Annotated in this window: 13 protein-coding genes; 8 read left to right on the top strand and 5 right to left on the bottom strand. The window is 40.3% G+C overall.

Annotation, left to right across the window (positions count from 1 at the left end; translation table 11 throughout):
* Nucleotides 1–49 precede the first annotated feature (49 nt).
* From B7709_RS04170 to B7709_RS04145, 6 genes are all read left to right on the top strand, one after another.
* Nucleotides 50–1,750, top strand: a complete 1,701-nt coding sequence (locus B7709_RS04170) for an acetolactate synthase large subunit (protein ID WP_084971852.1) — start codon at nt 50–52, stop codon at nt 1,748–1,750.
* Entirely contained in the window at nt 1,743–2,219 is a 477-nt protein-coding gene (gene ilvN, locus B7709_RS04165; RefSeq protein WP_084971851.1) for an acetolactate synthase small subunit, read from the top strand. The genes B7709_RS04170 and ilvN overlap by 8 nt, the downstream gene beginning before the upstream one ends.
* Nucleotides 2,220–2,309: 90 nt before the next feature.
* The gene (gene ilvC / locus B7709_RS04160; protein WP_000290683.1) at nt 2,310–3,332 is read left to right on the top strand and encodes a ketol-acid reductoisomerase; all 1,023 of its coding nucleotides are present in this window, start codon (nt 2,310–2,312) and stop codon (nt 3,330–3,332) included.
* Between the two features lie 79 nt (nt 3,333–3,411).
* Nucleotides 3,412–4,662 carry a threonine ammonia-lyase IlvA gene (gene ilvA / locus B7709_RS04155; RefSeq protein ID WP_084971850.1) on the top strand — a complete coding sequence of 417 codons (1,251 nt, stop codon included), beginning with the start codon at nt 3,412–3,414 and terminating at the stop codon, nt 4,660–4,662.
* Nucleotides 4,663–4,739: 77 nt separating this feature from the next.
* Entirely contained in the window at nt 4,740–5,636 is an 897-nt protein-coding gene (locus B7709_RS04150) for an SPFH domain-containing protein (protein ID WP_061454016.1), read from the top strand.
* A gap of 100 nt (nt 5,637–5,736) precedes the next feature.
* On the top strand, nt 5,737–5,952 hold the full coding sequence (locus tag B7709_RS04145; protein ID WP_001130035.1) for a capsule biosynthesis transcriptional regulator: 216 nt from the start codon (nt 5,737–5,739) through the stop codon (nt 5,950–5,952).
* Nucleotides 5,953–6,045: 93 nt separating this feature from the next.
* Here B7709_RS04145 and B7709_RS04140 read toward each other — a convergent pair whose 3' ends face one another.
* A complete protein-coding gene (locus tag B7709_RS04140) occupies nt 6,046–6,786 on the bottom strand; it encodes an amino acid ABC transporter ATP-binding protein (protein WP_084971849.1) in 741 nt (246 codons plus the stop codon).
* Nucleotides 6,786–8,348: an ABC transporter substrate-binding protein/permease gene (locus tag B7709_RS04135; RefSeq protein WP_084971848.1), complete on the bottom strand. Its 1,563-nt coding sequence runs from the start codon at nt 8,346–8,348 to the stop codon at nt 6,786–6,788. Before B7709_RS04135 ends, B7709_RS04140 begins: the two co-directional genes overlap by 1 nt.
* Nucleotides 8,349–8,481: 133 nt before the next feature.
* On the opposite strand from B7709_RS04135, the gene B7709_RS04130 reads away from it, so the two are divergent.
* Both B7709_RS04130 and B7709_RS04125 read left to right on the top strand, forming a co-directional pair.
* A complete protein-coding gene (locus tag B7709_RS04130) occupies nt 8,482–10,371 on the top strand; it encodes a DUF2207 domain-containing protein (RefSeq protein WP_084971847.1) in 1,890 nt (629 codons plus the stop codon).
* Between the two features lie 59 nt (nt 10,372–10,430).
* The gene (locus tag B7709_RS04125) at nt 10,431–11,276 is read left to right on the top strand and encodes an undecaprenyl-diphosphate phosphatase (protein ID WP_000280787.1); all 846 of its coding nucleotides are present in this window, start codon (nt 10,431–10,433) and stop codon (nt 11,274–11,276) included.
* Nucleotides 11,277–11,430: 154 nt separating this feature from the next.
* Here the strand turns inward: B7709_RS04125 and B7709_RS04120 are convergent, their stop codons facing one another.
* The 3 genes from B7709_RS04120 to dinB all read right to left on the bottom strand — a co-directional run bounded on the left by B7709_RS04120 (nt 11,431) and on the right by dinB (nt 14,110).
* Nucleotides 11,431–12,063: a TetR/AcrR family transcriptional regulator gene (locus B7709_RS04120; protein WP_084971846.1), complete on the bottom strand. Its 633-nt coding sequence runs from the start codon at nt 12,061–12,063 to the stop codon at nt 11,431–11,433.
* Nucleotides 12,064–12,163: 100 nt separating this feature from the next.
* Entirely contained in the window at nt 12,164–12,487 is a 324-nt protein-coding gene (locus B7709_RS04115; protein WP_084971845.1) for a hypothetical protein, read from the bottom strand.
* Between the two features lie 561 nt (nt 12,488–13,048).
* Entirely contained in the window at nt 13,049–14,110 is a 1,062-nt protein-coding gene (gene dinB / locus B7709_RS04110) for a DNA polymerase IV (RefSeq protein WP_084971844.1), read from the bottom strand.
* Nucleotides 14,111–14,312 lie beyond the last annotated feature (202 nt).

Below are 14,312 nucleotides of genomic sequence, written 5' to 3'. Positions count from 1 at the left end.
AATGGTATGATAGTAACAAGCTATTTTTAAGAGAAGAGAAAGGGGAACAATGGAGAAAATCAGTTTAGACGCTCCTAAGACGGGATCGGACCTAGTTTTGGAAACCCTCCATGATTTAGGAATTGATACCATATTTGGTTATCCTGGTGGGGCTGTCTTGCCTTTATATGATGCGATTTATAATTTCAAAGGTATTCGTCACATTTTGGGTCGTCATGAGCAAGGCTGTTTGCACGAAGCTGAAGGTTATGCCAAATCAACTGGAAAGTTGGGTGTCGCAGTCGTCACAAGTGGGCCAGGAGCAACAAATGCTATTACAGGGATTGCGGATGCCATGAGCGATAGCGTTCCCCTTTTGGTCTTTACCGGACAAGTCGCTCGAACGGGAATTGGGAAGGATGCCTTTCAGGAGGCGGATATTGTCGGTATTACTATGCCCATTACCAAGTACAATTACCAAGTTCGTGAGACAGCTGACATTCCTCGTATCATTACGGAAGCTGTCCATATCGCGACCACAGGTCGTCCAGGTCCAGTTGTAATTGACTTGCCTAAGGATGTATCTGCCTTAGAGACAGACTTCATCTATTCACCAGAAGTAAATTTACCGAGTTATCAACCGACGATAGAACCGAACGACATGCAAATCAAGAAAATCTTGAAACAATTGTCTAAGGCTAAGAAACCTGTTTTGTTGGCAGGTGGTGGGATTAGTTATGCTGAAGCAGCTGCAGAATTAAATGAATTTGCTGAACGCTATCAAATTCCAGTCGTTACCAGTCTTTTGGGACAAGGTACAATTGCAACTAGCCATCCACTCTTCCTCGGAATGGGAGGCATGCATGGTTCTTTCGCAGCTAATATTGCCATGACCGAGGCAGACTTTATGATTAGTATTGGTTGCCGTTTCGATGACCGCCTGACTGGAAATCCTAAGACCTTTGCTAAAAATGCCAAGGTTGCTCATATCGATATTGATCCAGCAGAGATTGGTAAGATTATCAGTGCAGACATTCCAGTGGTTGGGGATGCAAAGAAAGCCTTGCAGATGCTACTAGCAGAACCAACTGTTCATAACAATACTGAAAAGTGGATTGACAAAGTCACCAAGGACAAGAACCGTGTTCGTTCTTATGATAAGAAAGAACGTGTGGTTCAACCGCAGGCAGTCATTGAACGCATCGGTGAGTTGACGAATGGAGATGCCATTGTTGTCACGGACGTAGGGCAACACCAAATGTGGACAGCCCAGTATTACCCATATCAGAATGAACGTCAATTAGTCACATCTGGTGGTTTGGGTACCATGGGATTTGGAGTTCCTGCAGCTATCGGAGCTAAGATTGCCAATCCAGAAAAAGAAGTAGTTCTTTTTGTCGGTGATGGTGGCTTCCAAATGACCAACCAAGAACTAGCCATCCTAAATATCTACAAGGTGCCCATTAAGGTCGTGATGTTGAATAACCACTCACTAGGAATGGTTCGTCAGTGGCAGGAATCCTTCTATGAAGGTAGAACATCTGAGTCGGTCTTTGATACCCTTCCTGACTTCCAGCTGATGGCACAGGCCTACGGCATCAAAAACTATAAATTTGATAATCCAGAGACGATAGAGAAGGATCTAGAGGTTATTCTGAAGGATGTGCCGATGTTTATCGAGGTGGATATTTCTCGTAAGGAACAGGTTTTACCAATGGTACCAGCTGGTAAGAGTAATCATGAGATGTTGGGGGTGAAGTTCCATGCGTAGAATGTTAACAGCAAGACTACAAAACCGCTCAGGAGTACTCAATCGTTTTACGGGTGTCCTTTCTCGCCGTCAGGTCAATATTGAGAGTATCTCGGTCGGTGCAACAGAGGATCCAAACGTTTCACGGATTACCATCATCATTGATGTGGCTTCTCATGATGAGGTCGAGCAAATTATCAAGCAACTCAACCGTCAGATCGATGTGATTCGCATTCGGGATATTACAGATAAGCCACACTTGGAAAGAGAAGTTATCTTGGTGAAGGTATCTGCTCCTGCTGAAAAGCGTGCAGAAATCTTGGCCATTATCCAACCTTTCCGTGCAACGGTAGTAGATGTGGCTCCAAGTTCGATCACTATTCAGATGACTGGAAATGCTGAAAAGAGTGAAGCATTATTGCGAGTGATTCGACCATACGGTATTAAAAATATCGCTCGTACGGGTGCAACCGGATTTACCCGCGACTAATGCTCCTTGATTTTCAGTGATTATAAAATCCAGTTTAAATTTGTTAAACCAGCCTAAAAGGCAATAAATAATAGAAAAGAGAGAAAAACTATGGCAGTACAAATGGAATACGAAAAAGATGTTAAAGTAGCAGCGCTTGACGGTAAAAAAATCGCCGTTATCGGTTATGGTTCACAAGGACATGCGCATGCGCAAAACTTGCGTGACTCAGGTCGTGATGTCATCATTGGTGTACGTCCTGGTAAGTCTTTTGACAAAGCAAAAGAAGATGGTTTTGACACATACACAGTAGCAGAAGCGACTAAATTGGCTGATGTGATCATGATCTTGGCTCCAGACGAAATCCAACAAGAATTGTACGAGGCAGAAATCGCTCCAAACTTGGAAGCTGGAAATGCAGTTGGATTTGCTCATGGTTTCAACATCCACTTTGAATTTATCAAAGTTCCTGCTGATGTAGATGTCTTCATGTGTGCTCCTAAGGGACCAGGACACTTGGTACGTCGTACTTACGAAGAAGGATTTGGTGTTCCAGCTCTTTATGCAGTTTACCAAGATGCTACAGGAAATGCGAAAAACATTGCCATGGATTGGTGTAAAGGTGTTGGAGCAGCTCGTGTTGGTTTGCTTGAAACAACTTACAAAGAAGAAACTGAAGAAGATTTGTTTGGTGAACAAGCCGTACTTTGTGGTGGTTTGACTGCCCTTATCGAAGCAGGTTTTGAAGTCTTGACAGAAGCAGGCTATGCCCCAGAATTGGCTTACTTTGAAGTTCTTCATGAAATGAAATTGATCGTTGACTTGATCTATGAAGGTGGATTCAAGAAAATGCGTCAATCTATTTCAAACACTGCTGAATACGGTGACTATGTATCAGGTCCACGTGTGATTACTGAGCAAGTTAAAGAAAACATGAAAGCTGTTTTGGCAGACATCCAAAATGGTAAATTTGCAAATGACTTTGTAAATGACTACAAGGCTGGTCGTCCAAAACTTACTGCTTACCGTGAACAAGCAGCTAATCTTGAAATTGAAAAAGTTGGTGCGGAATTACGTAAAGCAATGCCATTCGTTGGTAAAAACGATGACGATGCTTTCAAAATCTACAACTAATTCTTGAAAATAAAAACAGAAGGCGAGTTGGGGGGTACCTAACTCGCTTTTTATCTTGTAAAGTATTTGAGGAGGAGATATGCTAAGTGCAAAAGATGTGGTGAAAGCCCACAAAGTTTTAAGTGGTGTAGTGGTGAATACACCACTAGAATATGATCATTACTTATCAGAAAAATACCAAGCAAAAATTTATCTCAAAAAGGAGAATGCGCAACGAGTTCGTTCTTTTAAAATTCGTGGAGCTTATTATGCCATTTCACAGTTGACAAAAGAAGAACGAGAACGTGGTGTGGTCTGTGCATCAGCAGGGAATCACGCTCAAGGTGTCGCTTACACTTGTAAGGAGATGAAGATTCCTGCGACAATTTTTATGCCCATCACAACGCCCCAACAAAAAATTGGCCAAGTTCGTTTCTTTGGTGGTGACTATGTGACGATCAAGTTGGTCGGAGATACTTTTGACGCTTCGGCTAAGGCGGCCCAAGAATTCACCGTTTCAGAAAATAGAACCTTTATCGATCCTTTTGATGATGCCCATGTTCAGGCAGGACAAGGGACTGTAGCCTATGAAATTCTTGAAGAAGCCCGTAAAGAGTCTATTGATTTTGATACAGTACTAGTACCGGTAGGTGGTGGCGGACTGATTGCAGGGGTTTCAACTTACATCAAAGAAACAAAACCCGCTATTGAAGTAATCGGAGTTGAAGCAAATGGTGCCCGTTCGATGAAGGCTGCTTTTGAGGCTGGGGGACCAGTTAAACTCAAAGAAATTGACAAGTTTGCTGATGGTATAGCTGTACAGAAAGTTGGACAGTTGACCTATGAAGCGACACGTCAGAATGTTGAAACTCTTATCGGAGTGGATGAGGGTTTGATTTCTGAGACCTTGATTGATCTTTATTCCAAGCAAGGGATTGTCGCCGAACCAGCTGGAGCTGCTAGTGTTGCAGCCTTGGAAGTTCTATCGGACTATATCAAAGGCAAAACAATCTGTTGTATCATTTCTGGGGGGAATAATGATATTAACCGTATGCCAGAGATGGAAGAGCGTGCCTTGATTTATGATGGCATTAAGCATTACTTTGTGGTAAACTTCCCACAACGTCCAGGAGCTCTTCGAGAGTTTGTAAATGACATTTTGGGGCCAAATGATGACATCACTCGTTTTGAGTATATCAAACGGGCCAGCAAGGGAACAGGGCCAGTCTTGATTGGGATTGCTCTTGCTGATAAACATGATTATGCCGGTTTGATTCATCGGATGGAAAAGTTTGACCCGTCTTATATTAATTTAAATGGGAATGAGACTTTGTATAATATGCTAGTCTAAAATAAATTTGCTATCATATTATTTGCATAATGAATATAATGATGCTATAATGATGGTGACGAAAGGGGGGGATTCCCATGGTTTTACATGTTTTACTTGTTCTATTTTTTCTAGTGCTGATTGCATCAATGATTATTATCAGCTCTGTATATGTTGTAAGGCAACAGTCTGTCGCTATTATCGAGCGTTTTGGTAAATACCAAAAGTTGAGTAATAGTGGTATTCATGTACGAGCACCGTTTGGAATTGATAGAATTGCGGCCAGAGTGCAATTGCGCCTTTTGCAAAGTGAGATTGTCGTGGAAACAAAAACACAAGATAATGTATTTGTGACCATGAATGTGGCAACTCAGTATCGAGTGAATGAGAACAACGTCACAGATGCTTACTATAAACTAATGAGACCAGAAGCTCAAATCAAATCCTATATCGAGGATGCCTTGCGTTCGTCCGTACCGAAATTGACCTTGGATGAACTATTTGAGAAAAAAGATGAAATCGCATTAGAAGTTCAAAAACAAGTAGCAGAAGAAATGTCTACATATGGTTACATCATTGTAAAAACACTGATTACGAAGGTTGAGCCTGACGCTGAAGTTAAACAATCAATGAATGAAATCAATGCTGCCCAACGTAAGAGAGTCGCTGCGCAAGAACTTGCAGAAGCAGATAAGATTAAAATCGTGACAGCGGCGGAGGCAGAGGCAGAAAAAGATCGCCTACATGGTGTAGGGATTGCAGAACAGCGTAAGGCTATTGTTGACGGACTTGCTGATTCTATTCAAGAATTAAAAGGAGCCAATGTTGAACTCACGGAAGCCCAGATTATGTCCATTCTATTAACAAATCAGTATTTGGATACTTTGAATAATTTCGCCGACAATAAGGGCAATAACACCATCTTCCTACCAGCAAATCCTGATGGAGTTGAAGATATACGAACAAGCATATTATCAGCTTTAAAAGCTAAGTAATAACAATTCATTATTTGTTTTCAATAAGTAGATGTTTTTTGGATAATCCTAAAAGAATGGATATATGTCAGTATCGTAAAGAATAAAATAGGAGAAGAACATGGCTAAGTCAAACTTTGAAAAAGTAGAATCAGTTGTTGGCTGGGTTCGTGATAAGAAAATCACAGGTTACCGTATCTCTAAGGAAACAAATGCACGTGAAATGTCAATTATTGCTTTGGCACAAGGTCGTGCAAAAGTGAAAAATATTTCATTTGAAACAGCCCTAGGTTTGATTGATTTTTATGACAAGAATCATGAAAAATTTGAAGATTAAACTAGGCTTAAAGGCAGATTCTTAAAATGGATCTGCCTTTTGTTTGGCAAAGAGTTAGTAAAAAGACTACATATTTTATGCAGTCTTTGTTTGTTATTTGAGATAGCGCTGAAGAAACTCTTTTGTTCGCTCTTCTTTTGGATTGGTGAAGAGGTCTTCGGGATTGCCTTCTTCAGCGATGACACCCTTATCCATAAAGATGACACGGTGAGAGACATCGCGGGCGAACTCCATTTCGTGGGTGACGACGATCATAGTCAAGCCTTCTTGAGCTAGGTCTTGCATGATTTTGAGGACTTCACCGACCATTTCAGGGTCAAGGGCAGATGTTGGTTCGTCAAAGAGGATGGCATCAGGATTCATGGAGAGGGCGCGAGCGATGGCTACACGTTGCTTCTGGCCACCAGAGAGTTGTTTTGGTTTGGCTTGCCAGTAGCGTTCTCCCATGCCAACTTTTTCAAGATTTTCTTTGGCAATTTTTTCAGCTTCAGAGCGTTCTCTTTTGAGGACAGTCGTTTGGGCGACAATAGTGTTTTCGAGAACATCGAGGTTTTCAAAGAGGTTGAAGGATTGAAAAACCATTCCGAGCTTTTCACGATAGTGAGTAAGGTCATAGCCTTTTGCAAGGACGTTTTCTCCTCGGTAGAGAATTTCCCCCTCAGTAGGTGTTTCAAGTAGGTTGATAGAACGTAGGAAGGTTGATTTTCCGCTTCCTGAGCTGCCGATGATGGAGATAACCTCTCCTTTGTGAACTGACAGAGAGATGTCTTTTAAGACTTCATTTTGTCCATAGGATTTTTTGAGGTGTTTAATTTCAAGAATGGGTTGATTCATTATTTCAGGTCCTCCGTTTGCATTTGATTAGCACCTGTAGTGTAGGTATCCATGTCCATGCGTCTTTCGATGGAGCGTAGAATACGGGTCACTGTGAAGGTGAGGACAAAGTAAATCACGGCGATGATTGTAAATGTCTGGAAGTATTGATAAGTTTGAGTTGCCACGGTATTTCCAGAGAAGTAGAGTTCCACCACAGAGATAACATTCAGTACAGACGTATCCTTGATATTGATGACAAACTCATTACCAGTAGCAGGTAAGATATTGCGAACGACCTGAGGTAGGACAATCTTACGCATGGTTTGATTATGGGTCATACCAAGAGCGGTTGCGGCTTCAAATTGTCCCTTGTCAACTGCTAGGATACCTCCACGGACGATTTCTGTCATATAGGCACCCGTGTTGATTGAAACGATGAAGATGGCTGCCAGTGTACGATTGAGATTGATTCCGAAGGCTTGTGCTGTACCATAGTAGATAACCATAGATTGAACGATCATTGGTGTACCACGGAAAATTTCAATATAGACATTGAGGATCCAGCCAAGTAGCTTTTGCAAGCCATAGATGGCCTTGTTTTCAGATAGAGGGGCTGTACGGAAGACTCCAATTGCAAGCCCGATAATGAGCCCTGTGATGGTTCCGATAATGGAGATCAAGAGTGTGATACCGGCACCACGCAAAAGTTGTTGCCAGTTTTCAGAAAGGATCTTAACGACTTGGCTAAAGAAACTACTTTCTTCCTCCGTTGTTGTCGCCTCCACTGGTTGTTCTTTGATCATCCGATCCATGAGGGCTACTTGTTCGTCCTTAGAAATGGTTTCGATGCTGGCATTGATTTGGCTGATGCGACTATCGTCCTTGCGAAGACCAATGGCAATAGCTGTATCTTCTTCGCCAGTTTTGAAACCTGGTTGGGGTTGGATCATTTTGAACTTAGCGTTGGCAGATTCAGCGGTCAGGGCTTCAGGGCGTTCTGAAACATAGGCATCGATAACACCAGCTTCAAGTGCTTGGCGCATCTGAGCAAAATCACCCATGGCTGTTTCTTTCTTGGCGCCAGGGATTTGGGAAATCAAGTCATAAAGGTAAACGCCTTGTTGTGATGTGATTTTTGCTCCGCCAAAGTCGTTTAAAGATTTGGCGTTGGCATAGGCAGAGTCCTTTTTGACCAATAGAACCGGTTCACTAGTGTAGTAACTGCTTGAAAAGGCAATTTCTTGTTTGCGTTCAGCCGTTGGGCTCATACCTGCAATGATCATATCGATTTTGCCAGAAGTAAGGGCTGGAACAAGTCCTTCCCACTTGGTTTTAACGACCAAAGGTTCCTTGCCTAGGCCTTTGGCAATCTTTTTAGCGATTTGGACATCGTAGCCATTGGCATATTGGTTGGTACCGTCAATTTTGACAGCCCCGTTACTATCATCGTCTTGGGTCCAGTTGAAGGGAGCGTAAGCTGCCTCCATCCCGATGCGTAAATATTCGTCAGCTTGGACCTGGCTAACTAATCCCAGTGTAAGGGCTAGGCTAGCAAGGATAGATAAGCATAATTTTTTCATGTTTTCTCCTATTTCTAGTCTAAAAATGACTTCTCTCTATTGTATCGAAAAATAGTGAGATTTTCAATACAAGTAAGCCTTTACTTATAAAAAATGATATAATGATAGCAAAGATAAAAAGGGGGATTGTGTTGTGAAAAAGACTTTTTTCTTGCTTTTATTTAGCTTGTTTTGTATTTTACCACTCTCTGTTTTTGCGGTTGATTTCAAGATTCGCTCTTATCAAGGTGATTTGAATATTCATGCAGATAATACAGCAGAATTTAGGGAGAAAGTAGTCTATTATTTTGATGAAGACTTTAATGGACAACTAGTAGGACTTGGCCATGCGGGTAAGATGCCAAAGGGCTTTGAAATAGATTCCAGTCCGAAGATTCAGGTATGGAAGAATGCTGCTACCATTGAAAATGTCAATAGTGAAGTGATAGAAGAATCGGAAGGCTATACTGTAAAAGTGTATAATCCAGGCCAAGGGGGGGATACCGTTGAAGTGGTAATCACATGGCAACTAAAAAATCTCTTATTTCTATATGATGATATCGCGGAACTTAATTGGCAGCCCCTGACGGATAGTTCAGAACCTATCGAAAAATTTGAGTTTCGAGTAACGGGCTTTAATGGAGCAGAAAAATTATTCTTTCATACAGGGAAACTCTTTACAGAGGGCAAGGTAGAAAAGATAGATGGTGATTATCGTGTTCATTTACAGAACCTACCTCGTCAGCGTGGGGTCGAATTGCATGCATATTGGCCTAGAAAAGATTTTGGAACAGCTTTGGATCAGGGATTGAAGGGCAATCGTTTAGCAGAATTTGAAAAAATAGAGGAATCCATTACTGCTGAAAAAGCTCAAAGCAAAGCTCTGATTATGTGGATCATCCCTTTGCTACTCTCGCTTTCTTTAGTCTTTAGTGTTATTTTATACTGCATTTACAGAAGAAAAACCTCCCCATCGAAGAAATATGCTAAAAATCACCGTCTCTATGAACCGCCAATGGACTTAGAACCGATGGTTTTATCGGAAGCTGTTTACTCCACTTCTTTAGAGGAAGTCAGTCCCTTGACCAAGGGAGGAGGGAAGTTCACCTTTGACCAACTCGTTCAGGCCACTTTATTGGATGTGATTGACCGTGGAAATGTTTCAATCATCTCAAATGGAGATGAGGTCCGTTTAAAAGTCGTAAAAGAAAAAGGACTGGCAAGTTTTGAAAAAGATTGCCTTAATTTGGCCTTTTCAGGAAGAGAAGAAGTGCTTGTTTCAGATTTGTTTGCAGATTACCAAGTGTCAACTAGTCTTTACCAAGGTGCAAAAGCAGCTGATGAAAAACGGATTCAGAAAACGGGACGTAAGCTTAAGTCGTCTTTCGAGCAAGCACTTAAGCAGATGCAGGATGGGGTGAGAAAGCGGGTTTCCTCTTTGCAACTTCCAGATTATTATCGTCCACTGAGCAATGGAGAAAAAATCTTGCGATTGATGATAGGTGGCTCTACGCTTCTACCTGCTTTCGTTGGTTTTGGCTGGTTCTTGTATAGTTTGGATGCTCACGGGTACCTTTCTCTGCCACTTCCTATCCTTGGGTTTGTGAGCTTGATGTTAGCTGCCGTCTATTATTGGACGACCCGATTTGATACTCGTGATGGCATTTTAAACGAAGAAGGACTAGAAGCATACTATCTCTGGACTAGTTTTGAAAACATGCTTCGCGATATTGCTCACCTAGACAAGGCAGAATTAGAGAGTATTGTTCTTTGGAATCGCCTCCTTGTCTATGCTACTTTATTTGGTTATGCGGACAAGGTGAGTCATTTGATGAAATCTTATCAGATTCAAGTTGAGAATCCAGATATCAATCTTTACGTAGCTTATGGCTGGCACAGTATGTTTTATCATTCTACTGCTCAAATGAGCCACTATGCTAGTATTGCAAACACAGCTAGCACCTACTCCGTATCTTCTGGAAGTGGAAGTTCTGGCGGGGGATTCTCAGGAGGTGGAGGCGGTGGTAGCATCGGCGCCTTCTAAAAAATCTATCGCAACATCCGAAATTATGTTATAATAGAGGACAGAAAAAGGAGTAATGTATGTATCTTATTGAAATTTTGAAGTCCATCTTTTTTGGGATTGTTGAAGGAATTACAGAATGGTTGCCAATTTCAAGTACAGGTCACTTGATCTTGGTTGAAGAATTTGTACAATACAAGGACCAAAATGAAGCCTTCATGTCCATGTTTAATGTTGTCATTCAGCTTGGTGCTATTTTAGCCGTTATGGTGATTTACTTTAACAAGCTCAATCCCTTCAAACCTGGTAAAACCAAGGTTGAAGTTCGTCGAACTTGGCAGTTATGGTCAAAAGTTTTCGTCGCAACTTTGCCTTTGCTATTGGTTTTTAAGTTGGATGATTGGTTTGATGCCAACTTCCACAACATGGTTTCAGTTGCCATCATGTTGATTATCTATGGGGTTGCCTTTATCTATCTTGAAAAAAGAAATAAGGCCCAAGCTATTGAACCAACAGTAACTGAGTTAGACAAGTTGCCTTATAAAACAGCCCTTTACATCGGTCTTTTCCAAGTCCTTGCCCTTTTCCCAGGAACAAGTCGTTCAGGTGCCACTATCGTTGGTGGATTGTTGAATGGAACAAGTCGCTCTGTCGTAACGGAGTTTACCTTCTATCTCGGAATTCCTGTTATGTTTGGAGCTAGCGCTTTAAAGATTTTCAAATTTATTAAAGCCGGTCAACTTTTGAGTTTTGGTCAACTATTCTTGCTCTTGGTTGCTATGGGAGTAGCCTTTGCGGTCAGCATGGTTGCTATTCGTTTCTTGACCAGCTATGTGAAGAAGCACGACTTTACACTCTTTGGTAAATACCGTATTGTACTTGGTAGTGTCTTGTTGCTCTATAGTTTTGTGCGTTTATTTGTATAAGTTGAAAATAGAATAAAATAGGATAGTTCGCCAAAAAACATTTTGGGAGGAACTATCCTATTTTTATAATTATTTAGTTTATTTTTTATTACGTTATTCTGTCGTCTTGCCCTCTGTTTGATCAGGGTTTTAAACGTGAACTAAAAGATTGTATTTAATTTGATTGACTTAAAATTTCGTGGATTAAAGATTCATCAAAAATATCCAGTCCGATAGATTGAAGCATAAATTGTAAAAAATAAATCCGATCGACAATTTTTTCGGAAGAATTTTCAAAAATACTTCCTTCTACCCAAAAGTTAGTCAAAAGCAAGATTGTTTCGGCCGCTTCATTAGGGAAGGGGATGGGGTGGATGGACTGATCTTCTATTCCTTTTTTTATAATATCTGCAATAAGGGGAGTTCCTATACGCAGATTGTAACGGATAATAGTCAGCATGAACTCCGCATCAAGAGGCGCGTGATTCAACATTTCGTAGTTAGTTTTCTGACTTTTTAAACTAAACTGAAAGGTTTCTTTGAGCTGTTCTCTTCCAGTTAAATGACTGGTGGATTCAAGCCAGTCTAGCAATTCCTTTTCCATCAATTGATAACGCTGTTTTAAAACTGCAAAAAAAATTTCATCTTTTGATTGAAAATGGTGATAAATCGCCCCTTTTGAAATGCTAGCTGTTTGCGCTATGTTCTGTACACTTGTTTTTTCATAGCCATTGTGAATAAAAAGCTGTGAAGCTGTTGATAAAATCTTTTCAATCATTGCTTGAGATTTTTCTGTTTTTGCGACCATTAAGTTCCTTCTCTCTGTTTTATTAAATTTATTTTATCAAAAAAAGAAGAAAAGGTAATATTTGAGCAGTCTAACAAGTCTCATTCTTAAGAAAACCACTCTACTTTTTTAATTTTGCTTCCATACGTTTGATGTGATACAAGTTTGAGAGAACTGTAATTCCACCGATGGTCATTATTCCTAAACCATTCCAAGGACTAAACAAAGTAGTGATGATCCCGCCAGTAATTGTAGCATACCCACATTTCACTCCCAAACGAGAATGTCGGATACCGCTCTCTCCTTGTGTTAATCGATAAAACTGTTCTTTTTGCTGCATTATTTGCTTTTTAATGGCTTCGTGATGACGTATTTGATGTTGACGTACTCGTTGCTCTTGTTTTGCAATATAATCAATTGTTTTTTCTAGCATAGATTTTTTCATGTTAAGTCCCTTCTGCAAAAACCGACCAGACGGTAGTTTTATGTTTTTTAGTTTAACAAATATAAATGAAGGTGTCAGCTTCTAACACTTGCGGAAAAATATTTTTACTATCAACTATTTGAAATCAATCTCACCGTTTTTATTTTAAGTGCTGTAAATAATACATAATTAAAATCAAGTGGGCTTTTTTATTAATAAAATGTCAAAAAACAGCATAGTCCAAGTATGTATGTGAGAATGTTCCTTCTCTAAAATTATAGAATTTATCCTAGTACAAATGCGGTAGAAATTCAAACTAAACTATATTTCCCAAAAACATTCAGTTTTCTAGCAAAAGAGTGTGGGAACTAAGGGAAAGAAGTTTTCTTGAATTAGGATTTTTTAGAGTCTAAAATGTGAATAACAGCCTGTTGAATGCTGGCCAGCGATTTAAGATAGTTCCTCGAACTATTTTAGTGATTAGCTATCACGCTCTGAGTATTATTTCTAAAACAGAATGAGGCTGAAACACTGTTGTTCCAACCTCATTTGATTCAAACTAATGAAACTCCCCTCAAGGGTTTAAAATCCTGTTACTGTGATTCCTAGTAAACGAACGCCTTTTTCTTTTTCAGCTAGTTCTTCGTAGAGTTGAAGGGCAGTTTGAGAAATCTGACTAGCGTCCTGTGTTGCTTGTGGGAGGCTTTTTCGCCTAGTCAGAGTGGAGAAGTCAGCATATCGTATTTTTAGGATAATGATTTTTCCAGCTTTGTCCTGCTTGTTGAGATTGTGAGCTACTTTTTCAGAGAGAAGAGTCAGCTCTTTTTTGATGTCTTCTTCAGCCTGGAGAATCTTACCATAAGTTTTCTCCTTGCCAATAGACTTACGAATGCGATTGGACTTGACTGGAGAATTGTGAATACCACGAGCCTTTCGATAAAGATCAAAACCGAGTCTGCCAAACCGATCGATTAAAGTGACTTCTGAGACGTCCAATAAGTCTGCACCAGTATAAATGCCCATTTCATGAAGGCGTTCAACTGTTTTTTTGCCCACACCGTAAAATTTAGCAATATCCATTTGTTTGAGAAATTCTTGGGCTTGGTCAGGTAGAATTACTGTCAAACCATGCGGCTTCTGATAATCACTGGCCATTTTAGCTAAGAATTTATTATAGGAAACGCCAGCAGAAGCAGTCAGGTGTAGTTCCTGCCAGATATCTTGTTGAATCAATTGGGCTATTTTGACAGCTGACTTGATGCCGAGTTTATTTTCTGTCACATCCAAGTAGGCTTCGTCGATACTCATGGGTTCAATCAAATCAGTGTACCGTTTAAAAATAGCTCGAATCTGAAGTCCCACTGCCTTATACTTTTCATAATTTCCGGAGATAAAGACGGCTTGGGGACAACGCTCATAAGCTTCTTTAGAACTCATGGCAGAGTGAATACCAAAGGCCCGTGCCTCGTAGCTACAAGTAGAAACAACACCCCGTCCGCCTGTTTGTCTAGGGTCACTTCCAATGATGACAGGTTTTCCTTTTAACTTAGGATTGTCTCTTATTTCCACCGCGGCAAAAAAGGCATCCATGTCGATATGGATGATTTTTCTGGACAAATCATTAATCAATGGAAATATGAGCATTTAGCTTCCTTTCTAATGTCATTTTTTATTCATTATACCTTTTTTTCTGAAAAAATGGAAAAGAGTAATCCTACTTTCAAATATATAATACAGATAGTGCCAAATAACAGACTGTATTAGAAAAGAAAGCAACAAAAAAGCCGTATATCACTTGTTGAAATCGGTTACTGTATGGTATACTTGACTCATGAATGTAACAGAT

It is taken from the genome of Streptococcus oralis subsp. dentisani (assembly GCF_002096335.1).
Lineage (GTDB): Bacteria > Bacillota > Bacilli > Lactobacillales > Streptococcaceae > Streptococcus > Streptococcus oralis_Z.
Note: the sequence above shows the minus strand (reverse complement) of the source record. Positions and strands in the feature narration are given on the sequence as shown.